At 58.4% G+C, this 25,538-nt stretch carries 25 protein-coding genes; 15 read left to right on the top strand and 10 right to left on the bottom strand.

The features are described 5' to 3' along the window. Positions 1-8 precede the first annotated feature (8 nt). Positions 9-197 (bottom strand): hypothetical protein, encoded by a 189-nt coding sequence (locus AC1ME2_RS12010; protein ID WP_480441389.1) that lies wholly within the window; start codon positions 195-197, stop codon positions 9-11. A gap of 70 nt (positions 198-267) precedes the next feature. On the opposite strand from AC1ME2_RS12010, the gene AC1ME2_RS12005 reads away from it, so the two are divergent. Both AC1ME2_RS12005 and AC1ME2_RS12000 read left to right on the top strand, forming a co-directional pair. Beyond that, positions 268-1,515 (top strand): OprO/OprP family phosphate-selective porin, encoded by a 1,248-nt coding sequence (locus AC1ME2_RS12005; protein WP_480441387.1) that lies wholly within the window; start codon positions 268-270, stop codon positions 1,513-1,515. Positions 1,516-1,584: 69 nt separating this feature from the next. After that, positions 1,585-2,505 carry a ParB/Srx family N-terminal domain-containing protein gene (locus AC1ME2_RS12000; RefSeq protein WP_480441386.1) on the top strand — a complete coding sequence of 307 codons (921 nt, stop codon included), beginning with the start codon at positions 1,585-1,587 and terminating at the stop codon, positions 2,503-2,505. Here the strand turns inward: AC1ME2_RS12000 and AC1ME2_RS11995 are convergent. Next, positions 2,499-3,086: a DUF6436 domain-containing protein gene (locus AC1ME2_RS11995; RefSeq protein ID WP_480441385.1), complete on the bottom strand. Its 588-nt coding sequence runs from the start codon at positions 3,084-3,086 to the stop codon at positions 2,499-2,501. The two genes, AC1ME2_RS12000 and AC1ME2_RS11995, sit on opposite strands and share 7 nt — an antisense overlap. 120 nt (positions 3,087-3,206) lie before the next feature. Here AC1ME2_RS11995 and bipL point away from each other — a divergent pair, with 120 nt between their 5' ends. Further along, positions 3,207-4,157 (top strand): phospholipase BipL, encoded by a 951-nt coding sequence (gene bipL / locus AC1ME2_RS11990; protein ID WP_480441383.1) that lies wholly within the window; start codon positions 3,207-3,209, stop codon positions 4,155-4,157. Positions 4,158-4,892: 735 nt separating this feature from the next. On the opposite strand, the gene AC1ME2_RS11985 is transcribed toward bipL, so the two are convergent. Then, a complete protein-coding gene (locus AC1ME2_RS11985; protein WP_480441382.1) occupies positions 4,893-5,663 on the bottom strand; it encodes a DUF2059 domain-containing protein in 771 nt (256 codons plus the stop codon). 108 nt (positions 5,664-5,771) lie between these two features. On the opposite strand from AC1ME2_RS11985, the gene AC1ME2_RS11980 reads away from it, so the two are divergent. Next, positions 5,772-6,404 (top strand): 2OG-Fe(II) oxygenase, encoded by a 633-nt coding sequence (locus AC1ME2_RS11980; protein ID WP_480442114.1) that lies wholly within the window; start codon positions 5,772-5,774, stop codon positions 6,402-6,404. 98 nt (positions 6,405-6,502) lie between these two features. Here the strand turns inward: AC1ME2_RS11980 and AC1ME2_RS11975 are convergent, their stop codons facing one another. Next, positions 6,503-7,276 (bottom strand): transporter substrate-binding domain-containing protein, encoded by a 774-nt coding sequence (locus tag AC1ME2_RS11975; RefSeq protein WP_480441380.1) that lies wholly within the window; start codon positions 7,274-7,276, stop codon positions 6,503-6,505. A 138-nt stretch (positions 7,277-7,414) separates the two neighbouring features. Here AC1ME2_RS11975 and AC1ME2_RS11970 point away from each other — a divergent pair, with 138 nt between their 5' ends. Further along, a complete protein-coding gene (locus AC1ME2_RS11970; RefSeq protein WP_480441378.1) occupies positions 7,415-7,867 on the top strand; it encodes a DUF4399 domain-containing protein in 453 nt (150 codons plus the stop codon). Positions 7,868-7,928: 61 nt separating this feature from the next. On the opposite strand, the gene serA is transcribed toward AC1ME2_RS11970, so the two are convergent. Then, entirely contained in the window at positions 7,929-9,158 is a 1,230-nt protein-coding gene (serA, locus tag AC1ME2_RS11965) for a phosphoglycerate dehydrogenase (RefSeq protein WP_480441376.1), read from the bottom strand. Between the two features lie 160 nt (positions 9,159-9,318). On the opposite strand from serA, the gene AC1ME2_RS11960 reads away from it, so the two are divergent. Both AC1ME2_RS11960 and AC1ME2_RS11955 read left to right on the top strand, forming a co-directional pair. Continuing rightward, positions 9,319-10,713, top strand: coding sequence for an FAD-binding oxidoreductase (locus tag AC1ME2_RS11960; RefSeq protein ID WP_480441375.1), 1,395 nt, complete (start codon positions 9,319-9,321; stop codon positions 10,711-10,713). Positions 10,714-10,756: 43 nt separating this feature from the next. After that, the gene (locus AC1ME2_RS11955) at positions 10,757-11,422 is read left to right on the top strand and encodes a fumarylacetoacetate hydrolase family protein (RefSeq protein ID WP_480441373.1); all 666 of its coding nucleotides are present in this window, start codon (positions 10,757-10,759) and stop codon (positions 11,420-11,422) included. Between the two features lie 39 nt (positions 11,423-11,461). Here the strand turns inward: AC1ME2_RS11955 and rpiA are convergent, their stop codons facing one another. After that, positions 11,462-12,133 (bottom strand): ribose-5-phosphate isomerase RpiA, encoded by a 672-nt coding sequence (gene rpiA / locus AC1ME2_RS11950; protein ID WP_480441371.1) that lies wholly within the window; start codon positions 12,131-12,133, stop codon positions 11,462-11,464. Between the two features lie 230 nt (positions 12,134-12,363). Between rpiA and ilvA the strand changes: the two genes are divergently transcribed. Both ilvA and AC1ME2_RS11940 read left to right on the top strand, forming a co-directional pair. Then, on the top strand, positions 12,364-13,935 hold the full coding sequence (gene ilvA, locus AC1ME2_RS11945; RefSeq protein WP_480442113.1) for a threonine ammonia-lyase, biosynthetic: 1,572 nt from the start codon (positions 12,364-12,366) through the stop codon (positions 13,933-13,935). Positions 13,936-13,998: 63 nt separating this feature from the next. Beyond that, positions 13,999-14,427, top strand: a complete 429-nt coding sequence (locus AC1ME2_RS11940) for a DUF2269 family protein (protein WP_480441369.1) — start codon at positions 13,999-14,001, stop codon at positions 14,425-14,427. 85 nt (positions 14,428-14,512) lie between these two features. Here AC1ME2_RS11940 and AC1ME2_RS11935 read toward each other — a convergent pair whose 3' ends face one another. Beyond that, complete coding sequence (locus AC1ME2_RS11935) at positions 14,513-15,169, bottom strand: histidinol-phosphatase (RefSeq protein WP_480441368.1); 657 nt, start codon at positions 15,167-15,169, stop codon at positions 14,513-14,515. Between the two features lie 142 nt (positions 15,170-15,311). Between AC1ME2_RS11935 and AC1ME2_RS11930 the strand changes: the two genes are divergently transcribed. Next, complete coding sequence (locus AC1ME2_RS11930) at positions 15,312-15,791, top strand: RNA pyrophosphohydrolase (RefSeq protein ID WP_400700387.1); 480 nt, start codon at positions 15,312-15,314, stop codon at positions 15,789-15,791. Between the two features lie 22 nt (positions 15,792-15,813). Beyond that, a complete protein-coding gene (gene ptsP, locus AC1ME2_RS11925; RefSeq protein ID WP_480441366.1) occupies positions 15,814-18,093 on the top strand; it encodes a phosphoenolpyruvate--protein phosphotransferase in 2,280 nt (759 codons plus the stop codon). An 88-nt stretch (positions 18,094-18,181) separates the two neighbouring features. Here ptsP and AC1ME2_RS11920 read toward each other — a convergent pair whose 3' ends face one another. Beyond that, positions 18,182-18,928, bottom strand: coding sequence for an NRDE family protein (locus tag AC1ME2_RS11920; protein WP_480441364.1), 747 nt, complete (start codon positions 18,926-18,928; stop codon positions 18,182-18,184). Positions 18,929-19,041: 113 nt separating this feature from the next. Between AC1ME2_RS11920 and AC1ME2_RS11915 the strand changes: the two genes are divergently transcribed. From AC1ME2_RS11915 to AC1ME2_RS11905, 3 genes are read left to right on the top strand one after another with little or no spacing between them, the layout of a single operon-like run. Beyond that, positions 19,042-19,827 carry a sulfite exporter TauE/SafE family protein gene (locus tag AC1ME2_RS11915; protein ID WP_480441363.1) on the top strand — a complete coding sequence of 262 codons (786 nt, stop codon included), beginning with the start codon at positions 19,042-19,044 and terminating at the stop codon, positions 19,825-19,827. Between the two features lie 36 nt (positions 19,828-19,863). After that, entirely contained in the window at positions 19,864-20,676 is an 813-nt protein-coding gene (gene lgt, locus AC1ME2_RS11910) for a prolipoprotein diacylglyceryl transferase (RefSeq protein WP_480441362.1), read from the top strand. 52 nt (positions 20,677-20,728) lie between these two features. Further along, the gene (locus AC1ME2_RS11905; RefSeq protein ID WP_480441360.1) at positions 20,729-21,700 is read left to right on the top strand and encodes a thymidylate synthase; all 972 of its coding nucleotides are present in this window, start codon (positions 20,729-20,731) and stop codon (positions 21,698-21,700) included. A gap of 120 nt (positions 21,701-21,820) precedes the next feature. Here AC1ME2_RS11905 and cadR read toward each other — a convergent pair whose 3' ends face one another. Beyond that, on the bottom strand, positions 21,821-22,267 hold the full coding sequence (gene cadR, locus AC1ME2_RS11900; protein WP_480441358.1) for a Cd(II)/Pb(II)-responsive transcriptional regulator: 447 nt from the start codon (positions 22,265-22,267) through the stop codon (positions 21,821-21,823). A gap of 83 nt (positions 22,268-22,350) precedes the next feature. Between cadR and AC1ME2_RS11895 the strand changes: the two genes are divergently transcribed. Then, positions 22,351-24,627, top strand: coding sequence for a heavy metal translocating P-type ATPase (locus tag AC1ME2_RS11895; RefSeq protein ID WP_480442112.1), 2,277 nt, complete (start codon positions 22,351-22,353; stop codon positions 24,625-24,627). Between the two features lie 93 nt (positions 24,628-24,720). Here the strand turns inward: AC1ME2_RS11895 and hutG are convergent, their stop codons facing one another. Further along, a complete protein-coding gene (gene hutG / locus AC1ME2_RS11890) occupies positions 24,721-25,524 on the bottom strand; it encodes an N-formylglutamate deformylase (protein ID WP_480441357.1) in 804 nt (267 codons plus the stop codon). Between the last annotated feature and the right edge of the window lie 14 nt (positions 25,525-25,538).

The following is a 25,538-nucleotide window of genomic DNA, read 5'->3' as shown; positions in this document are numbered from 1 at the left end:
ACAGATTTTTACGCCGCCAGCGTGTAGTCGTCTGCACCATCGACGCCACTGAACGGGGTGTGAATGGTGAGTAATAACATCGAGTAACACTTGCCCATGAACCGGCGGACCGCTGTGGGCGCGAGCCCGTTAGCGATTGTGAATTTTCTTGTAATAAAACCCCAGCCAATAGAAATGGTTCTGACTTTTTCGCTCATCAGGATGCACCCCTCAAATGGAAGGCTTTAGGCAAGACGCTCGAAGCCGTTTTTCAAAGGGGATACACCGATGTTCAGCAAGTACCACGCCGGCTTCACTGTGGGCGCGCTGATGCTAGCGATTTCCGCTGAAACAGTGGCCGGAACCGTTACGACCGACGGCACCGATATTGTCGTTAAAACCAAAGGCGGATTGGAACTCGCCACCGCTGACGATCAATTCAGTTTTCGTATTGGCGGACGCATACAGGCGGATTTCGACCAGTTCGATGGCGTCTATTCACAGAATGGCAAGACCGCTGACAGTGCTTATCTGCGCCGCGCCCGCCTGGAATTATCTGGCAAGGCGTATGGCGTTTGGGGCTATGACCTGGCAATGGATTTGAATGATGCCAACTCACTCCTCAAAGAGGCGTCGGTCAGCTACGTGGGCTTCCAGCCAGTGACGCTTAAATTTGGCCGCTTCGATCCGGATTTCGGTCTGGAAAATGCCACCAGTTCGAAATGGATCACCGCCATCGAACGCAGCATGCTGACGGACCTGGCACCGTGGGTGAACGACCGCGATAAGGGCATGGGTGTGCAGCTACGCGGTACGACCGACATGTTCTATGGCTCGGCAGGTATCCTCCGGCCGTCTTCGAACGAAAACGAAAACGGCAGGACGCGGAATAACTACAACCTGCGCGGTGTCTTTGCGCCATTCGCCGAGTCGGGGAATGTCCTGCATTTCGGCATCAACTATGCGCTCAGCGGAGCTGATCAGGCGAACGGGCAAGTGCGTACGCGTCTTGATGTGCGTGGTACCACTGAGGTTGGCGAAAACGGCAATCGTCCGGACCTCGCGCCGAAGGTCGCTGGCGCATTTGACGGGGACGCCGCGTTGGGCCTTGAGTTCGCCTACGCGACTGGCCCGTTCTCGCTGCAAAGCGAATACCTGCGTCGTACTGTCGACGCCAAGTCTGAGTCGGTGCGCAATAATCGCGACGTCACCGGTTATTACGGACAAGTCGCCTACACCCTGACGGGCGAGTCCCGTGGCTACAAACTCAACGGTGGCAAATTCGATCAAATCAAGCCTGAGAACAAGCAGTTGGGCGCATGGGAGGTGTTCTATCGTTTTGATCACGCCAACGTCGAGGAGAGCGGTTTTCTCGACAACACCGCTAAGGTGCAAAGCGTGGGGGTGAACTGGTACGCCAACCAAGCGGTTAAAGTTTCCGCCAATTATTTGAAGGCCAAAACGGTCAACGTCTCGAACGGCAATGGCGATGAACAAGGCGATGCACTGAGTTTGCGCCTGCAATACGTTTTCTAACGGGGGCTGTCAGAAGCTGATTCGGCCCCTGCTACAGGCGGGGGCCTCACTGTTTGAAAGGGTTCGACGATGCGTATGAGTTCATGGCTGCTCGTCATATTGTTGGGTGTATTCACGCTTCAGGTCCACGCGCCGTCTACGCACAAACCGGGCAATCTGGTCGAAGTCAGTCTCGATCAATTGCACCCGACCCAGGCGGTGGTCGGGTTTGATCAGATCTACTACAAGCTCGAGCGTTTCGCAGGTCAGCGCTCTAAGTTGTTCGATGAATACTGTGAGGCCAATGGCCAAGGCGAGTCGAGTCGGGTGCCTGATGATGCGGACGTGCTTCGCCCCGCGACCTTCGACTGCCAGAGCCCCGTGGGCACCCGCCTCAACGACATGAAAACAGTCGTGAGGGGCCCTGAGGGGACGTTATACCTCACCGATGGTCATCACACGTTCACTGCGCTGTGGGATCAGCCGGGCGCCGGCTCGCAGTTGAAGATGTGGGTCAAGGTGACCGATGACTTCAGCGACAGTGCCGACAGCATTACGTTTTGGACGCGCATGCAGAAGGCACACAAAACCTGGCTGAAGGACGGCACCGGTCAATCGATCAACCCTTCGCAGCTGCCTGAGCAGCTCGGCCTGACGAATATGCAGAACGACCCGTTTCGCAGCCTCGTCTATTTCACTCGCAGGGCGGCGTTCGGCAAGCCGGGTGCAGCGGGTATTGCGCCGGAGTTTCTTGAGTTTTATTGGGGCAACTGGCTGCGCGGGCAGTTGGATATCGAGTCTTTCGACTTGGGTGAGCGCAGCGGCTATCGCAAGGCGCTAGAGGCTGCGAGCGATTTGATGGTGGCGCTGCCGGGCACTGCGTTGGTTGGCGACAGCGGGTTCACTGCTCGACAGTTGGGCGGCTTTTCGTCAGTAAACAGCAAAGAGCTGCGCAAGACCGTCCGTAACAAACTGCCTTACGTCATCGACTACAAGGCGGCTCATCACTGACTGGACGGCGTTGTTAGCCAAGGACAATAACAACCGACCGCCATGGTGTGTGTGGCATTGACGGCGCGACCGGCGCCGAGGGCCTGGAGAATCGGCTCGATAAAACTGTTGCCGGAATTGCAGGTGGCGCCTTCGCTGTAGGGGCCGAAATAGGCCAGGTGGCCCTCACGGTCCCAGATCGCTACAGCGGGACTGGCGGTGATGCGCTCGGCGCCGGGGAGGCTGACCAGTGGTTTGATCGCGTTGAGTGTGCTGGGTAATTGGCCGTGGGTGCCAGGTTTCTGCACCGAGTAGAAGTCCACGCCCTGGCCACCGCCGTAGTGTTCGACCAATTCGGCCAGGTGCTGCTGATTGGCGACGTTGCATGGGCAGGCCGGGTCCCAGAAATGCACCAGGCGGATTCGCCCCGGTCCGGCCAGGTCGGTGGGCAGGCTCAGCATGTCACCGGCGAACAGCGCCGTCTGATCGCTGAACGGACGGATATAGCGCCCCTGGAACCAATCGTAAGCCACCCACAGCCCGGCCGCGCAAACGAGGGCAAGCAGGCACGCGAGGAGGGTAGGGCGATTGAGTGAGTTCATGCCGATGGGTTCTGTTTTGGGGAGCGTAGCTTGCCATGCCTGACGAGACAGATGAATATCGCAGCCCAACTCATTGTCATGTTCGGATGAAAATGACCTCCGTTTTTGCCTGGAAGCCCTATGTCTGCCGCGTTTGACCCTGACTCTTTACGATCCAGCCTGCTACCTTTGCTCGCCGCACAGCCGATGTCCGGCGAAGGGCTGGCGTATCAGCGCTTCTATGGTCTTGAGTTTGTCGGGCGTGCTGCGTCGGTCCGCAGTGGATTGGGGCGCTTCGATGTCGGTGGTTATGAAGTGGTCAGTCAGGTCTGGCTGCCTGAACAGCCAGTCGCGACCTTATTTTTGATCCACGGTTTCTACGACCATATGGGTCTGTATCGGCATGTCATCGAGTGGGCGCTGGATCAGAATTTTGCAGTGATTGCCTGTGATCTGCCGGGGCATGGCTTGTCCAGCGGGGTTCGCGCGAGCATCCATGACTTCGACGAGTACCAGGTTGTGCTGCAAGGGTTGTTCGCCGAAGCGCTGGGGCTGCAACTGCCGCAACCCTGGCATCTGTGCGGACAAAGTACGGGCGGGGCGATTGTGATCGATCATCTGCTCAACCATGGCATCGACAGCCCTGCACAAGGGCAGGCCATCCTGCTGGCGCCGTTGATTCGACCGCAGGCCTGGGGCTGGTCGAAGTTAAGCTATTACCTGCTCAGCCCCTTCGTCAAAGGCATCGCCCGGCGCTTCAGCGAAAACTCCAATGACCCGGCTTTCCTGCCGTTTCTGTTAGCGGATCCGCTCCAGCCGCAACGCTTGCCGACCGCCTGGGTCGGTGCCTTGGCCAAGTGGATCACACGGATCGAGGCCGCGCCACGCAGCACGCGCAGCCCGTTGATCGTTCAGGGTGAGGCGGATATGACCGTCGACTGGGGCCACAACCTTGAAGTGCTCAAGGATAAATTCGCCCAGCCGCAGATATTGATGCTGAGCGAGGCACGACATCACCTGGCCAATGAACTGCCCGCGCTACGTCAGCGTTATTTTGCGTTTTTGAACACGAAGTTTGATGAGACTCTGTAGGAGATTCCGCCCCCGTCTCTCATCAAACAAAAAATAACGCATTGAAAAATAAAGAATAAATCTTATTAAATTTTCAACCAAACGCTGATCCCCTGTAGGAGCTGCCGAAGGCTGCGATCGACCGGGAACCGGTCGCTTTCTTGAGACCGCTGAAGGTCGTGCCGACCTTTTCGCAGCCTTCGGCAGCTCCTACAGGGACCCGTTTGCTGCGCGACAGCGCAGCGTCGAAGACGCGGCGAGGCCTCCTATCAAACAGACTTTTAATTTTTTAAAAACAATGTGTTGGCGCTGTGTATTGGGTGTATATCCGGCATGTGTGGTTGCCGGAATTATGGTTTCACCTTTACAGCGAGGAACCTTTTACAAACGTCGGGACGCCGAACCGCAAAAAGGTCCCGCCAAAACGCTTGCCCCTCCATACGGATCCTCGCCTAGGCTCGGATTTCCCTCGCTCCGGTGTTGCTCCGGGGGGCGCCGCAAGGGGCCGTCCCTGGCCCCGTGCGGCTTACTCGGCATCCTTGCCTCGTACTCCCCTGCGCAACGCCTGCGCTCGGCCTCCTGGAAAAGGGGCCTTGCCGTAATTCGATACTCAATTCACTCCAAATCCCAACGGCAGATCAAAATCTTTGTAGGAGCGAACTTGTTCGCGAAGGCGGCTTATCTGACACACCACTAAACCATCACACCACGCAAATCAAAACCAGTTTGCTGCGCGACAGCGCGGCATCCTGCAGGTTAATTCCCCGGCTGCCCTGCGGGCGCCAGGCTCGATGGGCTTTGTCCAACCGCCAGCCCGGCGCGAATCGCTGCCAGTGCTGCCTGGTAATACGCCTTGCCCTCAGGGGACTCGGCGAAGGTGACGAACTCGTCCAGTTCCGGGTCTGAAAGGTCACGGTAGACGTAGAGCAGAGTGTTGTTCATGTCGTTGCCAATCTGCGCCATCAAGCGCTCGCGTTGGCCATCGAGCATGCCTTGGGCCTGACCACCGCCCAGAAGGCCGGGGATCATCTGACTGAGGCTGTCGGCTGCAACGCCAGCGATGGCGAGGCTGACCTCGGCCCCCGCTTCACGGACCGGCAGGTCTTGGGCCAGATGGCCGATCAACAATTGACGGGTCGCGCTGGCTTCAATATGCGGCAAGCCCTGAGCGTTTTTTGCCAGTTGATCCGGACGGGTCGCGGTCAGCTCGGCGGTGACGATTTTGCGCCCCAGCGGCGATTGGAAAAATTGCAGTGCAGGCGCCGGGTCTTTCAGGGTCTGGCGCAAGTGTTGCTTGGCACGCTGATCCATGGCCTGCGGGGCGAAGCGCTGGTTGCTGTTATCGACCAACGCTTGATACACCGCTGGCGGCAGGTTGTTGCGATAGCGTTGTTGAGCAGCGGTCAAGGCGGCGGTGAAATGCGCGCGTTGTTCTGGCCAACCGGCGACCGTGTACAACTGGTCGTGGCCGTCTGCCCAAGCGGGCATCGTGCAGAACATCAACAGCAAAACAAACAAACGGCGCATAGGGACTCCTGTCAGCAGGCCGCTATTCTCAGTGCGGTGGCGTGGATTTGTCGAGTTAACACTTCGGTCGCTCGGTGGTGCTGTCGGTTTTCAAGCCGTATGGATACTATGCGCAGCATGCAAATACCCTCTGATCACCCGCTGCTATTACGAATTGTCGATGATCTGGCCGCTCACGGTTGGTCACAGCAAAATATTTTCCTGCCAGAAACTCTGACCCTCGAGTTGGCCGCAGAGTGCCGTCGGCGTGCGGCCGAGGGCGAACTGTCGCCAGCGGCTGTGGGGCGGGGCTCGGCCCAGGAAGTGCGAGAAGGGGTTCGCGGTGACCATATTCAGTGGCTAGAAGCGGGTGAGGTCGCGGCCTGTGATCGTTATCTGGCGCTGATGGACAGCCTGCGACTGGCACTCAATCGCGGGTTGTTTCTTGGGTTGGAAGATTACGAGAGCCATTTCGCGCTCTACCCCCCAGGCGCGTTTTACCAAAAGCACGTCGACCGCTTTCGCGACGATGACCGACGCACGATCTCGGCAGTGCTTTACCTGAATCAGGCCTGGTTGCCCGAACACGGTGGTCAGCTGCGGATGTTTCTAAAAGAGGGCGTCGAACATGACGTACAGCCTACGGGCGGCTGTCTGCTGGTGTTTCTCTCTGGCGAAATGCCCCATGAGGTATTGCCTTCTACTCGCGAACGCCTGTCCCTGACGGGCTGGTTTCGGCGGCGGGGGAATGAGCCGTTCTGATGCTGTCTCAGGCTCTTGGGTGCCTGATCTGACGTCTTCGCGAATGAAGTCGCCCCCACAGATACCGCCATATAATCTGTAGGAGCGAATAGCCCTGGTCACGGCCTAGGCGGCTTGCTCGCGTCGATGCCGAACCATTTTTCAGACAGCGCGCTTAACCGGCCATCGCCTTTGATTCGCTGCAATGCCCCGTCCAGTACGCCCTGAAATGCCGGATTACCTTTCTGAAACGGGATTGCCAGGGGCAATAGCGGTCCGACGTCATTGCCGGGTTTGACCGGCAGATGGCTGTCACGAATCGCAAAAGGCACCAGCAGGCGATCACTGATGGTTGCGTCGAGCTGCTTGTCGGCCAGCGCCTTCAATGGCTGCTGCGCGTCAGGATAGCTGTGCAGGTCGATCCCTTCACTGGTGCGAGCCTCTTCGGCGAACTGGCTGGTCTGGGCGACGCCCAGCGAAAGGCCTTTGAGCGCGCCCAAGGTTTGCAGCGGACGCTTTTCCTTATTACGCAAAATCAGTTGCGCACTGGAATAGCTGTAGGGCTCGCTGAAATCGAAGCGCTCTTTGAGTTCTGGGGTTACCGCGATGTGGTTCAAGGCGATGTCATATTTGTCACCTTCGACACCCTGTAGGAGGGTGGTCGCATCCGTGGTGATAAACGAAGCGCGCAGGTCCAGCTCATCAGCCAGCAGTTGCCCTAGCTCGATTTCGAAGCCCGTCAGTTTGCCGTCTTGCATGAAGTTGAACGGTGCAAAATTTGCCTCCAGGGCAATACGCAACTCGCCACGATCATTCACTTCGTCGATTAAGTCGGCATGAGCCAAGGGGCTTAAAAAGGCAGATAAAAGTAACAGGCCAGGCACAAAACGCATGGGCGCTCCTAAGATAAAAGAAATCACAACCGCTATGCTCTATGGTGTTTAGCGTAGTCGGTCACAGCTTTGGACACTCAAATGATTCAAAGTTGTTGTTTCATATCCGATTTTTTTGCAAAAAAACCTGGAGAAAACATGAAGACTTTATTTTCAAGAGCGGCTATCGCTGGGTTGTTGTTAGGGGGCTCTTTGTTGGGCGCTTCTGTATTGGCTAACGCTGCCGATGTTCCACGCACCGCCTCGCCTGCGGGCGCCGAGGTGTACATTATTTCGCCCAAAGATGGCGCCACCGTGGGCAAGACCTTCAAGGTTCAGTTTGGTCTCAAAGGCATGGGTGTTGCGCCGGCAGGTGTCGATATGCCTGATACCGGCCACCACCACCTGCTGATTGACGTGAAAGACCAGCCTGCGATGGATGCACCGCTGCCGGTGACCGATAACATCAAGCACTTCGGCAAAGGCCAGACCGAAACCGAACTGACCCTGACGCCGGGCAAGCACACTCTGCAATTGCTGGTGGGCGACAAGAGCCACATCCCGCTGAACCCGCCGGTCGAGTCGAAGAAAATCACCGTGACCGTCAAGTAACACTTAATCAAGACCAAAAAAAGGAGACCAGAAGGTCTCCTTTTTTGTACGTCAGAAAAACCTAGAACAGCACGCGGCTACGGATAGTGCCGTTGATGGTCTGCAGTTTTTCTTGCGCCAGATCGGAATACTCGGCGTCGACATCGATCACCACGTAACCGACTTTCTCGTTGGTCTGCAGGAACTGACCGGAGATGTTGATACCGTTTTCGGCGAAGACCTTGTTGATCTCGCTCATCACACCCGGGATGTTCTGGTGGATGTGCAGCAAACGGTGCTTGCCAGGGTGAGCCGGCAACGCCACTTCCGGGAAGTTGACCGAGGACACCGACGTACCGTTGTCGCTGTACTTGACCAGCTTTTCTGCCACTTCCAGACCGATGTTGGCTTGGGCTTCAGCAGTCGAGCCGCCGATGTGCGGGGTCAGGATCACGTTATCCAGGCCACGCAGCGGGCTTTCGAACTCTTCGTCGTTCGAGCGAGGCTCGACCGGGAAAACGTCGATGGCCGCGCCGATCAAGTGCTTGTCTTTGATGGCGTCTGCCAAAGCATCGAGTTCGACCACGGTGCCACGAGCGGCGTTGATCAGGATGCTGCCCTTTTTCATCGAGCGAATTTCTTTTTCGCCGATCATCCACTGGGTCGCAGCGGTTTCCGGAACGTGCAGGGTGACGATATCAGCCAGACCCAGCAGTTCGTTCAGGCTGGAAACCTGAGTCGAGTTGCCCAACGGCAGCTTGGTCAGGGTGTCGTAGAAAAACACCTGCATGCCCAGGCCTTCAGCCAGCACCGAAAGCTGAGTGCCGATCGAGCCGTAGCCGACGATGCCCAGTTTCTTGCCGCGAATTTCGAAGGAGTTGGCCGCGCTTTTGATCCAGCCACCACGGTGGCAGGAAGCGTTTTTCTCCGGAATGCCGCGCAGCAACAGGATCGCTTCAGCCAGTACCAGCTCTGCCACCGAACGGGTGTTGGAGTAGGGGGCATTGAAAACAGCGATGCCGCGTTCGCGGGCAGCATTGAGATCGACCTGATTGGTACCGATGCAGAAACAGCCGACAGCGACCAGTTTCTTGGCGCAATCGAATACTTCTTCAGTCAGTTGGGTGCGAGAGCGGATGCCAACGAAATGTGCATCGGCGATCTTTTCCTTCAGTTCGGCTTCCGGCAAAGAGCCGGTGAGGTACTCAATAGTTGTGTACCCGGCGGCCTTGAGGACGTCCACAGCGGATTGGTGGACGCCTTCGAGAAGAAGGAACTTGATCTTGCTCTTATCGAGAGAAGTCTTGCTCATCTGCGTAAACCTGTGTCCCGGAGAAAATGGCAGGGGTCGCAAAATCGGCCGTAGGCACGATTAGCGGGGGGCGTATGCTAGCATATGCACCCCGCGAAACCCCCATTCCTGGACGTGAAGCGTTCTCAGGATGACCATGAATTGTTCGAGAGTTCCGTCGATGACCCATCCTGCTTTGATAGATGAGCTGAAGACCCTGGTTGAGCCTGGCAAGGTGCTGACCGATGCCGACTCCCTCAACGTTTACGGCAAGGATTGGACCAAGCACTTCGCGCCCGCGCCGCTGGCCATTGTTTTTCCCAAGAGCACCGAGCAGGTGCAAGCCATCGTCCGTTGGGCCAATGAGCGCCACGTCGCGCTGGTACCGTCCGGCGGACGGACCGGGCTGTCCGCTGCTGCCGTGGCGGCCAATGGCGAAGTGGTCGTTGCGTTCGACTACATGAACCAGGTGCTGGAATTCAACATCACCGACCGTACGGCGACCTGCCAGCCAGGTGTTGTTACTGCACAGTTGCAAACACTTGCCGAAGAAAAGGGCTTGTATTACCCGGTCGACTTCGCTTCCGCCGGCTCCAGCCAGATTGGCGGCAATATCGGCACCAATGCCGGCGGGATCAAGGTCATTCGCTACGGCATGACGCGCAATTGGGTGGCGGGCATCAAAGTCGTCACCGGCAAAGGCGATCTCCTCGAACTCAACAAAGACTTGATCAAGAACGCCACCGGCTATGACTTGCGTCAGCTGTTCATCGGCGCTGAAGGCACGCTCGGTTTTGTCGTCGAAGCCACCATGCGCCTTGATCGTGCGCCGAAAAACCTGACCGCCATGGTCCTGGGTACCAGTGATTTCGATGCGATCATGCCGGTGCTGCATGCCTTCCAGAACAAGCTCGACCTGACGGCTTTCGAGTTTTTCTCCGACAAAGCGCTGGCCAAAGTGCTGGCGCGTGGTGATGTGCCAGCGCCTTTCGAGACCGATTGCCCGTTTTACGCGTTGCTGGAATTCGAAGCGACTTCCGAAGAAGTGGCCAATGATGCATTGGCAACCTTCGAGCATTGCGTTGAGGAAGGCTGGGTACTCGATGGCGTGATGAGCCAGAGTGACCAGCAGTTGCAAAACCTGTGGAAGTTGCGCGAATACATCTCCGAGACCATCTCACACTGGACACCGTACAAAAACGACATCTCGGTTACTGTGTCGAAAGTGCCAGGCTTTCTCAAGGAAATCGACGCCATCGTCGGCGAACACTACCCGGACTTCGAAATCGTCTGGTTCGGCCACATTGGCGACGGCAACCTGCACTTGAACATCCTCAAGCCAGACGACCTGAGCAAGGATGAGTTTTTCGCCAAATGCGCTACGGTCAACAAATGGGTGTTCGAGATCGTGCAGAAGTACAACGGCTCGATTTCCGCCGAACACGGCGTGGGCATGACCAAGCGTGACTACCTGACGTACAGCCGTTCGCCGGTAGAAATCGAATACATGAAAGCGGTCAAGGCAGTGTTCGACCCGAACGGGATCATGAACCCTGGCAAGATTTTCGCTGTTTGATCCGTTGGCCTGAATGGGCCGTATAGAGACCCAGGAGTCGTCCATGAGCTATCAGCACCAGTATGTAGACGGTACGCGGATTCACTTTCCAGTGGGCAAAGTGGTGTGTATCGGTCGTAACTACGCCGAACATGCCAAGGAACTGGATAACCCCGTGCCGACCGAGCCGCTGTTGTTTATCAAGCCCGGCAGTTGCGTGGTCGCTCTGGAAGGCGGTTTCACTATTCCGGCTGACCGTGGCTCGGTGCACTACGAAGCCGAAATCGTGGTGTTGATCGGCAAGCCGCTGACCAAGAACCCGTCGCGCGAAGAAGTGCTGGATGCGATTACCGGTTTCGCTCCGGGTCTGGACCTGACCTTGCGTGACGTTCAGTCCAAGCTCAAGGAAAAGGGCCTGCCATGGGAAATCGCCAAGTCATTCGACGGTGCCGCAGTGTTGGCGCCTTTCGTATCGGCTGACGCCTATGAAGACCTGACTGATATCGGCATTCGCCTGACCATCAACGGTGAAGTACGCCAGGACGGCAACAGCAGCGCGATGCTCAACCCTATCGTGCCGATGATTCAGCACATGGCGTCGCACTTTTCCTTGCAAGCCGGTGACGTGATCATGACCGGAACCCCTGCTGGCGTCGGTCCGCTTAACGCGGGCGATGAAATCGTCCTGGAGTTAACCGGTCAGAGTCGTTTCGAAAGCAGCGTGCGTTAAACCATTCGCAGCGGGACGCGTCCCGCTGCGAATGCAGTCTCAACGTTTAAGTGTCTTCACGCCTTCAGCAGTACCCAGGAACAGCAGATCAGCCGGACGCGCCGCGAACAGGCCATTGGTGACCACGCCGACGATGGCATTGATCTGGCTTTCCAGTTCCACCGGGTGGGTGATGTTCATGTTGTATACGTCGAGGATGATATTGCCGTTATCGGTCAACACGCCCTCGCGATACACCGGATCACCGCCCAGTTTCACCAACTGACGGGCCACATGGCTGCGCGCCATAGGGATCACTTCGACGGGCAGCGGAAAGGCGCCCAGCACGGACACCAGCTTGCTGCCGTCGGCGATGCAGATGAAAGTCTGGGCCACGGCGGCAACGATTTTTTCCCGGGTCAACGCAGCGCCGCCGCCTTTGATCAGGTGCAGGTGGTCATCGGCTTCGTCAGCACCATCGACGTAAAACTCCAGATCACTGACGGTGTTGAGTTCATACACCGGAATACCATGGCCCTTGAGGCGTGCCGCAGTGGCTTCGGAACTGGCGACAGCACCGTCGAACGCGCCCTTGTGTTTGGCCAGCGCATCGATGAAGCAGTTGGCCGTGGAGCCTGTACCCACACCCACAACGCTCTTGTCATCGAGTTTCGGAAGGATAAAGTCGACAGCGGCTTGGGCCACGGCCTGTTTGAGTTGATCCTGGGTCATGCGCGCTCCACGGTGTGAAATGTGCTCAATTCATGTAGGAGCTACCGAAAGTTGCGATCGACCGCAAAGCGGACGTGATCTTCTGATCCTATGAAGGTCGTGCCGGTCGCCCGCGACTCCGGCCTATCGCAGCCTTCGGCAGCTCCTACAGTTGAGGCAGGGTATGCAAAAGGACGCGCATTATAGCGGCATGGCAGACGTAAAACCCTGTCATTCGTGTGGGCGTGCATCTGAGCGCTGGGTTAAACTTCGCGACCTCGTCCTCATTCGCCAGTGATGCTTTCCCGATGCTCGAACAGTACGTCAAGAAAATCCTCACCTCGCGCGTTTACGACGTGGCCGTTGAAACCCCCTTGCAGCGGGCCCGCCAGCTATCCGAACGCCTCGGCAATCAGGTGTTGCTCAAGCGCGAAGACTTGCAGCCGGTGTTCTCGTTCAAGATTCGCGGCGCCTACAACAAGCTGACGCAGCTGAGCGAAGCCGAACGGGCCAAGGGCGTGGTCACCGCGTCGGCCGGCAATCACGCGCAGGGTCTGGCGCTGGCGGCCAAAGTGTTGGGGGTCAAAGCCACCATCGTCATGCCCAAAACCACCCCCGAGATCAAGGTCGAAGGTGTGCGTTCGCGCGGCGGCAAAGTGGTGCTGCACGGCGACTCGTTCCCCGAAGCCCTGGCGTTTTCCCTGAAGCTGGTCGAAGAAAAAGGCTACGTCTACGTCCACCCCTATGACGACCCCGACACCATTGCTGGGCAAGGCACTGTGGCGATGGAAATCCTGCGTCAGCATCCGGGGCGGCTGGACGCGATTTTTGTCCCGGTGGGCGGCGGCGGCTTGATTGCTGGCATCGCGGCGTACGTCAAATACCTGCGCCCGGAGATCAAGGTGATCGGCGTCGAGCCGGACGATTCCAACTGCCTGCAAGCGGCCATGGCCGCAGGCGAGCGTGTGGTATTGAGCCAGGTCGGGCTGTTCGCCGATGGCGTGGCGGTGGCTCAGATCGGCCAGCACACCTTTGATATCTGCAAGGACTATGTCGACGAAGTGATCACCGTCAGCACCGATGAAATCTGTGCGGCGATCAAGGACATCTACGACGACACCCGCTCGATCACTGAGCCTGCCGGCGCGCTGGGCGTGGCCGGGATCAAGAAATACATTGAGCTGTACGGCGTCAGCGGTCAGACCCTGGTGGCCATCGACTCGGGCGCCAACGTCAACTTCGACCGCCTGCGCCACGTCGCCGAACGCGCCGAGCTGGGCGAAGGCCGCGAAGCGATCATCGCGGTGACCATTCCCGAGAAGCCGGGCAGCTTCAAAGCTTTCTGCAAAGCCATCGGCAAGCGCCAGATCACCGAATTCAACTACCGCTACCACACCGATCGCGAAGCGCACATCTTCGTCGGGGTGCAGACCCACCCGGAAAACGACCCGCGCGCCGTGCTGCTTAGCAGCCTGGCCGAGCAGGGTTTTCCGGTGCTGGACTTGACCGATAACGAGCTGGCGAAGCTGCATATCCGTCACATGGTCGGTGGCCATGCGGCGCGGGTCAGCGATGAAGTGGTGTTCCGCTTCGAGTTCCCCGAACGCCCCGGTGCGCTGTTCAACTTCCTCAACAAGCTCGGCGGCCAGTGGAATATCTCGATGTTCCACTACCGCAACCATGGCGCGGCGGATGGCCGGGTCATGGCCGGGTGGGTGGTGCCAGAAGACGAGCGCCACCTGATCCCAGCCGCGCTGGCCGAGATTGGCTATCCGTATTGGGATGAAAGCGACAACCCGGCGTACAAGCTCTTCCTGGGATAAAGGGCTGGGCTAATGGGCCCGCTGCTACGCTGATGAACATCGACTGACAGGGATTCGAAAAATATGGGAATTTTCACCGCCCTAAAAATCGTACACAGCGTGGCAACAGTGCTGTTTGTACTCAGTGCCTTGGGGCTTGCGGGCTGGGTCATTCGCGGTCGTCTTGCGGGTGACACGCTGGTCCAGAACCGTACGCTGCAACTGCCTGGGGCGCTCGTTTGGGTCTTGATGGGCTTGTGTCTGTTGACCCTGCCAATCAGCGGTTGGTGGCTGGTGCATTACGGCGGCTGGCCGCTGAGCCAGACCTGGCTGCTCGCGGCGGAGGTGCTGTACCTGTTCGGTAGCCTGAGCTGGTTGTGGCTGTTGGTGAGACTCAACCGCCTGCGTGTGCCAACGGCCATGGGCAGTCCAAAGTTTACCTTGGCCCTCGCGGTGTTCAGCGGTGTGTGTTTCATTGCGATAGCTGGGTTGATGGGCGCCAAACCGGTCTGACCCTCGGCATCGCTTATCGCGCCTCACTGTGGGAGCGAATTCATTCGCGAATGAATTCGCTCCCACAGTGAAACTGCGGCGCGTTTTACTTACGCAACGTAATCACCGGCCAGCCACGCTTTTCCGCTTCGGCGCGTAATTTCGGATCGGGGTCGACGGCCACCGGATTGGCGACTTGCTCCAGCAATGGCAGGTCGTTCAGCGAGTCGCTGTAGAAATAGCTGTCGTCGAGGTTTAAGCCGGTTTCGTCCAGCCATAGGTTAAGGCGCGTCACTTTGCCTTCACGAAAGCAGGGTATATCGGTGGTACGGCCGCTGTAGCGACCGTCGATGATTTCGCACTCGGTGGCAAGCAGGGTATCCACACCGAGGCGCGTCACTATCGGCGCCGTAACAAAACGGTTGGTGGCGGTGATAATCACCAGTTTGTCGCCCGCTTCACGGTGTTTGGCCAGCAAGGCTTCGCCTTTGGGCAGAATGATCGGCTCGATGCAGTCGCGCATGAAGTCGCGGTGCCACTCGTTCAACTGGGCCATCTCGGTGCGGCCGAGGATTTCCAGGCTGAAGTTCAGGTAATCGGTCAGGTTCAGGGTGCCGGCCAGGTAATCCTGGTAAAACGCATCGTTGCGCGCTTTGTAGGCGATGGCGTCAAGAATGCCGCGCTCGCACAGGTAATCGCCCCACGCGTGATCGCTGTCGCCACCCAGAAGTGTGTTATCAAGGTCGAATAAAGCCAGGCGCATGGAGTTACTCACTGAATTAGCTGAAAAAAGGCCACCAGAATACGGCGTTTTCACAAGAGTGCACATAAGCTGTGCAGCCTCGTTGCTGCTTTCATAATCTTTGTGGAACAATGCGGCAACATGCGTTTACGAGGTTGTTGCCGTGATCGACCCCGATGGTTTCCGCCCTAATGTCGGGATTATTCTGACAAATGATGCTGGCCAGGTCTTATGGGCTCGGCGAATCAACCAAGATGCATGGCAGTTTCCTCAAGGTGGAATCAACCCTCAGGAGACGCCGGAAGACGCTTTGTACCGCGAATTGAATGAAGAAGTCGGGCTGGAACGGCAAGATGTGCAAATTCTCGCCTGCACCCGGGGCTGGTTGCGTTATCGTTTGCCGCAACGTTTGGTCAGAACGCACAGCCAACCGCTGTGCATCGGCCAGAAACAGAAGTGGTTTCTCCTGCGCCTGATCTCCAACGAGCAGCGGGTGCGGATGGATTTGACCGGTAAACCGGAATTCGATGGCTGGCGTTGGGTCAGTTATTGGTATCCGTTGGGCCAGGTTGTGACATTCAAGCGCGAAGTGTATCGACGCGCCCTTAAAGAACTTGCCCCGCGCCTGCTAGCGCGCGACTGACCACGGAGTTCGACCCCGAGCCATGCTCAATACGCTGCGCAAGATCGTCCAGGAAGTTAACTCCGCCAAGGATCTCAAGGCGGCGTTGGGGATTATTGTGTTACGCGTCAAGGAGGCCATGGGCAGCCAGGTATGCTCGGTCTATTTGCTCGACCCTGAATCCAACCGCTTCGTACTGATGGCTACCGAAGGCCTGAACAAGCGCTCTATCGGCAAGGTCAGCATGGCGCCGAACGAAGGCCTGGTGGGTCTCGTGGGCACCCGCGAAGAGCCGCTGAACCTCGAAAACGCTGCCGATCACCCGCGTTATCGCTACTTTGCCGAGACCGGCGAAGAGCGTTACGCGTCGTTCCTGGGCGCACCGATCATCCACCACCGTCGTGTGGTCGGCGTATTGGTGATCCAGCAAAAGGAGCGGCGTCAGTTTGACGAGGGCGAAGAGGCCTTCCTGGTGACCATGAGCGCCCAATTGGCGGGTGTTATTGCCCACGCTGAGGCCACTGGCTCGATCCGTGGGTTGGGCCGTCAGGGCAAAGGTATTCAGGAAGCCAGGTTTGTCGGTGTCGCAGGTTCTCCGGGCGCTGCGGTCGGAACGGCCGTGGTCATGTTGCCTCCGGCCGATCTTGAAGTGGTGCCGGACAAAAGTGTCAGCGATATCACCGCTGAACTGGCGTTGTTCCAGAATGCGCTGGAAGGTGTGCGAGGCGACATGCGCTCGCTGTCGGCCAAGCTTGCCACCCAATTGCGCCCCGAAGAGCGGGCGCTGTTCGACGTTTACCTGATGATGCTCGATGACGCTTCGCTGGGCAGCGAAGTGACCAACGTGATCAAGACCGGGCAGTGGGCACAAGGCGCGTTGCGGCAAGTGGTCGGCGAACACGTCAAACGTTTCGAGTTGATGGACGACGATTACCTGCGTGAGCGCGCGTCCGATGTCAAAGACTTGGGTCGCCGTCTGTTGGCCTATCTGCAGGAAGCGCGTCAACAGACCCTGGTTTACCCTGACAACACCATTCTGGTCAGCGAGGAACTGTCGCCGGTCATGCTCGGTGAAGTACCCGAAGGCAAGCTGGTCGGCCTGATCTCGGTACTGGGCTCCGGTAACTCCCACGTTGCGATTCTGGCGCGGGCCATGGGTATTCCTACGGTCATGGGCGTGGTCGACCTGCCGTATTCCAAGGTCGACGGCATTCAGTTGATCGTCGACGGCTACCACGGCGAAGTCTTCACCAACCCCAGCGAGATCCTGCGCAAGCAGTACGCTGAGGTGGTTGAAGAAGAGCGGCAACTGTCCCAGGGCCTTGATTCCCTGCGTGAGCTGCCGTGTGTGACCCTGGACGGGTATCGCATGCCGCTGTGGGTCAACACCGGCCTGTTGGCTGATGTCGCCCGCGCTCAACAGCGTGGCGCCGAGGGCGTTGGCCTGTACCGCACCGAAGTGCCGTTCATGATCAATGAGCGCTTCCCGAGCGAAAAAGAACAACTGGCGATTTATCGCGAACAACTGGCAGCCTTCCACCCGCTACCGGTCACCATGCGCAGCCTGGACATCGGCGGCGATAAATCGCTCTCGTACTTCCCGATCAAGGAAGACAACCCGTTTCTCGGCTGGCGCGGGATTCGCGTCACCCTAGACCACCCGGAAATCTTCCTGGTGCAGACCCGTGCGATGCTCAAGGCCAGCGAAGGCTTGAACAACCTGAAAATCCTGCTACCGATGATTTCGGGCACCCATGAGCTGGAAGAGGCACTGCACCTGATCCACCGTGCCTGGGGTGAAGTGCGCGACGAAGGCACCGACGTGCCGATGCCGCCCATTGGCGTGATGATCGAAATCCCGGCAGCGGTTTATCAGACGCGCGAACTGGCGCGCCAGGTGGACTTTCTGTCCGTGGGCTCCAACGACTTGACTCAATACCTGCTGGCAGTCGACCGTAACAACCCGCGGGTTGCCGACCTGTATGACTACCTGCACCCAGCCGTGCTGCAAGCCCTGCAAAACGTGGTGCGTGATGCCCACGCCGAAGGCAAGCCGGTCAGCATTTGCGGTGAAATGGCCGGCGACCCGGCTGCAGCCGTACTGTTGATGGCGATGGGCTTCGACAGCCTGTCGATGAACGCCACCAACTTGCCGAAAGTGAAGTGGATGTTGCGTCAGATCAACCTGAGCAAAGCCAAGGAATTGCTCGCGCAGTTGATGACCATCGACAACCCGCAAGTGATCCACAGCTCCCTGCAACTGGCCCTGAAAAACCTGGGCCTGTCGCGGATGATCAACCCGGCTTCGGTGAAAGGGCACTAGTATTCATCGCGTTGCTCCCACGGGGTATGAGATCTTCTGTGGGAGCAGGCTTGCCTGCGAATAGGGCGTCACCGCCTTCACAGCTAAATCACACCCGCAACTCAACCTCACCCAAGTGCCCGCCATAGGGCCCGAAGCTGTGCTCGATGAAATGGCGGGTGCCGTCGGCGTTGACAATCAGTGCGCTGCTGGCGCGGGTGCCGTAGCTGGGGCTGGCGATGAATATGCTCGACAGCAAACGCTCGGTGGCCAGGCCCACGCCGGTATCGGGCAGTTCTGCGAGCGGCGCTGTCGCGGGATCCCGCAGCAACGTCAGAAGCCCCGACGGCTGAGGGTCATCCAGCTGCGCGGCGAGGGCGGCCTTGGCTTTTAGCAGTTTCGGCCACGGCGTATCCAGGCCTGCGTTCGACACGCCATAGAGGCCTTCTTCCAGGCGCTGCGGGTGCGGGTTCACGGCGCTCAGGTAATACAGCGCTTCGGCGTTTCCGAGCAACAGATTGAAGCCTGCGTATTCATCGGAGCGGCCCGCCACGTCGGCCAGATAGTCCTCGGGCGATTGCTCGCCACACAAAAATTGCGCCACCAGTTCGCCTCGGGAGCGACGCCCCAGCGGCTGATTCGGGTTGCGGATATTGGTCAAGGCGGCAAAGCGACCGTGGGCACCGATGCCCAGCCAGGTCCCGCCAGCCTCAAGGTCGCGTCCTGCATACACGTCGGGTGCCTCGGGCCATTGAGCCAACGGCAGGGTCGGGCGTGGGTAGAACTCGTCGCGATTAGCGGCGACGATCAATGGCTGGCGGTGGGCAGGGCGCCAGGCGAAGACAATCAGGCACATGCGGGACTCCTTTTTCCTTACTCTACCCATAGATCAATCGGACATCCATCGCTCACCGGTAGAGCTGAGTGCTGTGCTTCCGTTACCATGCCGGACTGATTTGAGGAGCACCCATGGAATTCCTGCTCTATTTGCTATTGGGCGCGTGCGCCGGCGTGTTGGCGGGACTGTTTGGTGTGGGTGGCGGGATTATCATTGTTCCGGTACTGGTCTACAGTTTCACACTGCAAGGCTTTGATCCGTTGATATTGACGCACCTGGCGGTCGGGACATCGCTGGCGAGCATCATTTTTACCTCAATCAATGCGGTGCGAGAGCATCACCGTCTTGGGGCGGTGCGTTGGGCGATTTTCATCTGGATGACCGTGGGTATTCTCGTGGGCGCCGGTTTTGGTGCGTTGACGGCAAAAGCCATCGCCGGCCCGCACCTGCAAAAGATCATTGGCGTGTTCGCCGTGTTGGTGGCCTTGCAGCTGCTTACCGAGTTCAAGCCCAAGGCCAGTCGCGGCGTACCGGGCAAGGTGGGTCTGACACTGGCGGGTACTTTTCTTGGCTGGGCTTCGGCCATCTTTGGTATCGGTGGCGGATCGCTGACTGTGCCGTTCCTGGTCTGGCGCAGCGTGCCGATGCGGCAGGCGGTGGCGACGTCGTCGGCCTGTGGATTCCCTATCGCATTGGCCAGCGCCCTGAGCTTCATGGTGCTGGGCTGGCATGATCCGCTGTTGCCAGCGCACAGTCTGGGCTTTATCTATTTGCCGGCGCTGCTGGGCATTGCCCTGACCAGTATGATTTTTGCGCGCTTCGGCGCGCGACTGGCGCATAAAGTGTCGCCACGCTTGTTGAAACGAATGTTCGCCGCGCTGCTGCTGTGCGTGGGTATAAGCTTTCTGGTTCAGTAGCTCTAGTGACTAGAGCGTTATATTTGAGGAGTCGCAATGCTGCCTTACCCGCAGATTGATCCGGTTGCATTGGCCATTGGCCCGTTGAAAATCCATTGGTACGGTTTGATGTACCTGGTCGGTATTGGCGGTGCATGGTTACTCGCTTCGCGCCGAATGAACCGTTTCGACCCGACCTGGACCAAGGAAAAGCTCTCCGATCTGATCTTCTGGCTCGCCATGGGCGTGATCGTCGGCGGTCGACTGGGTTACGTGCTGTTCTATGATTTGAGCGCGTATATCGCCAATCCACTGTTGATTTTCGAAGTCTGGAAAGGCGGCATGGCGTTCCACGGCGGCTTTATCGGTGTGATGCTCGCGGCCTGGTGGTTCGGCAAACGCAACGGTAAGTCGTTCTTCGAGCTGATGGATTTCATCGCACCCATGGTGCCGATTGGATTGGGCGCCGGGCGGATTGGCAACTTCATCAACGCCGAGTTGTGGGGCAAACCGACCGATTTGCCATGGGCGATGATCTTCCCTCCGTTCAGCGATCCATCGCAGTTGCCACGTCACCCGTCGCAGTTGTATCAGTTCGCCCTGGAAGGCGTGGCGCTGTTCCTGATTCTCTGGCTGTTCTCGCGCAAACCACGCCCGACCATGGCCGTTTCGGGGATGTTCGCTCTGTTTTACGGGATTTTCCGCTTTGTCGTCGAATTCGTCCGCGTGCCGGATGTGCAGCTGGGCTATCTGGCCTGGGGCTGGGTCACCATGGGTCAGATCCTGAGCCTGCCGATGATTATCGGTGGTCTGTTTTTGATCTGGCTGGCTTATCACCGCGCACCCGCTGCCAAAAACGCTGCGATTTAATACTGAAACGCCGGGGGCTACTGCCCGGCGAGTTCACCGATGCAGGTAATTTATGAAGCAATATCTGGATTTAGTCGCCCATGTGATCAAGAACGGGACCTTGCAGGCCAACCGTACCGGGGTGAAAACCATCAGTTTTCCCGGCGCGATGTTGCGTTATGACCTCAAGGAAGGTTTCCCGGCGATCACCACTCGGCGCATGGCCTTCAAATCGGCCATCGGCGAAATGGTCGGTTTCCTGCGTGGCGTGAACAACGCCGCCGAATTCCGCGCGCTGGGCTGCAAGGTCTGGGACCAGAACGCCAACGAAAACGCGCAGTGGCTGGACAACCCGTTCCGTAAGGGCGAAGACGACCTGGGCGAAATCTACGGTGTGCAGTGGCGCAAGTGGCCGGCCTACAAAAGGATTGAGACTAACAACCCTGCGGCCATCGAACTGGCTCTCGGCCAAGGCTACCGGCAGATTGCCCAGTCCGAAGAAGACGGCCAGGCCTACGTCGTGCTGTACAAGGCCATCGACCAGATTCGCCAGTGCGTCGACACCATCATCAAAGACCCCGGCAGCCGACGGATTCTGTTCCACGGCTGGAACTGCGCGCAGCTCGATGAAATGGCGTTGCCGCCGTGCCATCTGCTCTATCAGTTCCACCCGAACCAGGAGACCCGTGAGATCTCCCTGACGCTGTACATTCGCTCCAACGATCTAGGGCTGGGCACGCCGTTCAACCTGACCGAAGGCGCGGCATTGCTGTCGTTGATCGGTCGCCTGACCGGCTACACGCCGCGCTGGTTCACCTATTTCATCGGTGATGCCCACGTCTATGAAAACCACCTGGACATGCTCAACGAACAGCTCAAGCGCGAGCCATTCCCGGCGCCGCAATTGGTGATTTCAGAGCGTGTACCCGCGTTCGCTCAGACCGGTGTGTATCAGCCCGAGTGGCTGGAGCTGATCGAGCCAGGCGACTTTACGCTGGAGGGGTATGAGCATCACCCTGCAATGACGGCGCCGATGGCGGTGTGATGCGTTGTGCTTGACCCGAAGCCTTCGCGAATAAATTCGCTCCCACAGGATTTTCGAGACCTTTGTGGGAGCGAATTCATTCGCGAATGTCCCGACGCGGTGCGTTTTGAAGCAACGCCATCAATGCCCATGACTCCTTCCCACATGAGAGTGTTCACTCTCTGGCGCTACTACCCCTCCGCTGGCCTCCAACTGCTGCAAGATCCCGCAATGCTCCAAGGTGCCATCGATGCAGCGCTGACGCAGCTCCAGTAGCTGCGTTTGCAACGCTTGCAGGCTCGCCACCCGGGCGTTGACGTGCTGGATGTGTTCGTCGATCAACGCATTGACGTTCTCGCACTGGTCTTGCGGGCTGTCGCGCAAGCTCAACAGGCTGCGGATTTCTTCGAGGGTCATGTCCAGGCTGCGGCAGTTGCGGATGAACGTCAGCCGTTCGACATGCGCCTGGGTGTAGACCCGGTAGTTGCCGTCGCTGCGTGCGGGCGGTGGCAGCAGGCCTTCGCGTTCGTAATAGCGGACGGTTTCTACCTGGCAATCCGTCAGTTTCGCCAGCTCTCCAATCTTCATGAGGATTAATCTCGTTTACGTGCTTGACCCTATAGTGGCTACAGGGTGTTCACTTGGCAACAAGCACCTTCAAGGACTCGATGATGAGCCACTCTGAACCTACGCATTCCGAACACAGCCACTCCGAACACGACCATTCTGAACATCATCACGCCAAGCCCCAGACGGCTGATGATCGTGCGCACACCTGCTGCTCGTCAGACAGCGCGCCTGCGGTCGTCCAGTTCAGCGAATCGACCTCGTCCTCAGCGCAGTTCAGCAGCTTTCGCATCGAACAAATGGATTGCCCGACCGAGCAAACGCTGATCCAGAACAAGCTGGGCAAACTCGTAGGCGTGCACAAACTTGAGTTCAATTTGATCAATCGCCTGTTGGGCGTCTGGCATGAATTGCCGTCTACCGATCCGATCTGCGAAGCGATCAGCTCACTGGGCATGCACGCCGAGCCCGTCGAGAAAGGCGCCCGTGCTGATGCAACTGCACCTGCGCCGGTGAAAAAACCGTGGTGGCCGCTGGCGTTGTCGGGTGTGGCGGCGTTGACGTCAGAAGTGATCCATTTTGCCCAGTTGGCACCCAGCTGGCTGGTAGCGCTGGTGGCGTTGGTCGCGATTTTGAGTGGCGGCCTAGGCACCTACAAAAGGGGCTGGATTGCCCTGAAGAACTTCAATCTGAACATCAATGCACTGATGAGCATTGCCGTGACCGGTGCAGTGTTGATCGGTCAATGGCCGGAAGCGGCCATGGTGATGTTCCTGTTTACCGTGGCTGAGTTGATCGAAGCCAAGTCTCTGGATCGGGCACGCAACGCCATCGGCGGCTTGATGCAGCTGACTCCAGAGTCGGTTACGGTGCAGCAAGCCGACGGCACGTGGGTCAAGCAAGAGGTGAAAAGCGTCGAGTTGGGCGCGCTGTTGCGTGTGCGGCCGGGCGAACGGATCGGGCTGGACGGTGAGGTGGTCTCGGGCAACTCGACCATCGACCAGGCGCCGATTACCGGGGAAAGCCTGCCGGTGGAAAAGGCCGCAGGGGACAAAGTCTTTGCAGGCACCATCAATCAGGCGGGCTCGCTGGAATATCGGGTTACGGCGGCGGCGAACGACTCGACGCTGGCGCGGATCATTCACGCGGTCGAAGCGGCTCAAGGCTCGCGAGCACCGACTCAGCGGTTTGTCGACAGCTTCGCCCGAATCTACACGCCAGCGGTCTTTCTGCTGGCCTTGGCCGTGGCGCTGATTCCGCCGCTGTTGATGGGCGCTGTCTGGTTCGACTGGATCTACCGCGCGCTGGTGTTGTTGGTCGTGGCTTGCCCCTGTGCGCTGGTGATTTCCACCCCGGTGACCATCGTCAGTGGGCTGGCGGCCGCAGCGCGCAAGGGCATTCTGGTGAAAGGCGGGGTGTACCTGGAAAACGGGTACAAGCTCGATTACCTGGCGCTGGATAAAACCGGGACCATTACCCACGGCAAGCCAGTGCAGACGGACTACCTGGCGTTGGGCACCGATGACCCAGGCATCAGCGACATCACGCGGAGCATCGCTGCCAGTCTGGCCAGCCGTTCCGACCACCCCGTGTCCCAGGCCATTGCCAAAGCATCGGCCGAGCAGCAACTGACGCGGCATGATGTCCAGGCGTTCGAAGCCCTGGCCGGACGTGGCGTGCGGGGTGAGGTGGGCGGTCAGCTTTATCACTTGGGCAACCACCGGTTGGTGGAGGAGCTTGGCCTGTGTTCGCCGGTGCTGGAGCTAAAGCTCGACGCATTGGAAATCCAAGGGAAAACCGTGGTCCTGCTGTGTGATTCACTGGGCCCGATAGCGCTGTTCGCAGTCGCCGATACGGTCAAGGAAAGCAGCCGTGAGGCGATTCGTGAATTGCACGCACTGGGCATCAAAACCATGATGCTGACCGGCGACAACCCGCATACCGCGAAGGCGATTGCTGATGTGGTCGGTATTGATCAGGCGCAGGGCAACCTGTTGCCGGCTGACAAACTGCAGGCCATCGAAGCGCTTTACGCTCAGGGTCATCGTGTGGGCATGGTCGGTGATGGCATCAACGATGCGCCAGCCCTGGCCCGCGCCGAGATTGGTTTTGCGATGGCTGCGGCGGGGACTGACACTGCAATCGAAACCGCCGATGTCGCCTTGATGGACGACGACCTGCGCAAGATCCCGGCCTTTATTCGCCTGTCACGTCAGACGTCGGCGATTCTCAAACAGAATATTATTCTGGCGCTGGTGATCAAGGCAGTGTTCCTGATCGTCACCTTCGCTGGCATGGCAACCATGTGGATGGCAGTGTTTGCCGACATGGGCGTCAGTTTGCTGGTGGTGTTCAACGGGTTGCGGTTATTGAGGAAGTAGCGGTCGCCTGACATGATGCCTTCGCGAATAAATTCGCTCCTACAGAATGAACTGCGTGGGAGCGAATTTATTCGCGAAGAAGTTGACGCGGTGTCAGCCTGGATACCGCTCCTGCCCCCACGCAATCACCGCTTGCAGCAGATTTTTCAGCACCTTCTGCGTTGGCTGGGCCAGGTCTTCGCGGTACTTGAAGGGCTCGAACTCTTCCATGTAGGTGCTTTGCACCAGTTCCAGTTGCACGGCATGGATGTTGTTCGCGGGGTCGCCGTAATGGCGGGTGATGTGGCCGCCCTTGAAGCGTCCGTTCAGGACGTGGGTGTAATCGGTGGCTGACGCGCAGATCGCTTCCAGCTCGTTAGCCAGTGTTGTGTCGCAGCTGGCACCGTTGAACGTCCCGAGGTTGAAGTCAGGCAGGCGGCCTTCGAACAGATGCGCAATTTGACCGCGAATGGAATGTGCATCGAACAACAGCGCATAGCCGAATTCGTCACGCAGCCGTGCCAGTTCCTGCTGCAACGTCTGGTGATAGGGCGTCCAGATCTGCGCCAGATAGCGGGCGCGCTCTTCTGCGCTAGGCACCAGGCCTTCGCGGAACAGCGGTGCGCCGTCGAACAGTGTCGCCGGGAACAGCCCAGTGGTTGCGCCGACGTACAGTGGCGTGTCATCGGACGGACGATTGAGGTCGATGACGAAACGCGAATACTCGGCCGCCAAGGTGCTGGCTCCCAGTTCGCTGGCGAAGTCATACAGCTGCGGGATGTGCCAGTCGGTGTCTGGCAGGCTTTGCGCTGCGTCCACCAGGCCCGCCTCGACCACTGGGGTCAGGCGCAATCCGGCATGGGGCATGCTGACCAGTAACGGCAGCCGGCCACGTTTGAAATTCAGAACCTTATTCACCTAGACCTCCTGTG

This window comes from Pseudomonas sp. ASL9, assembly GCF_056680335.1.
This window is presented reverse-complemented; position numbering and strand designations above follow the sequence as displayed.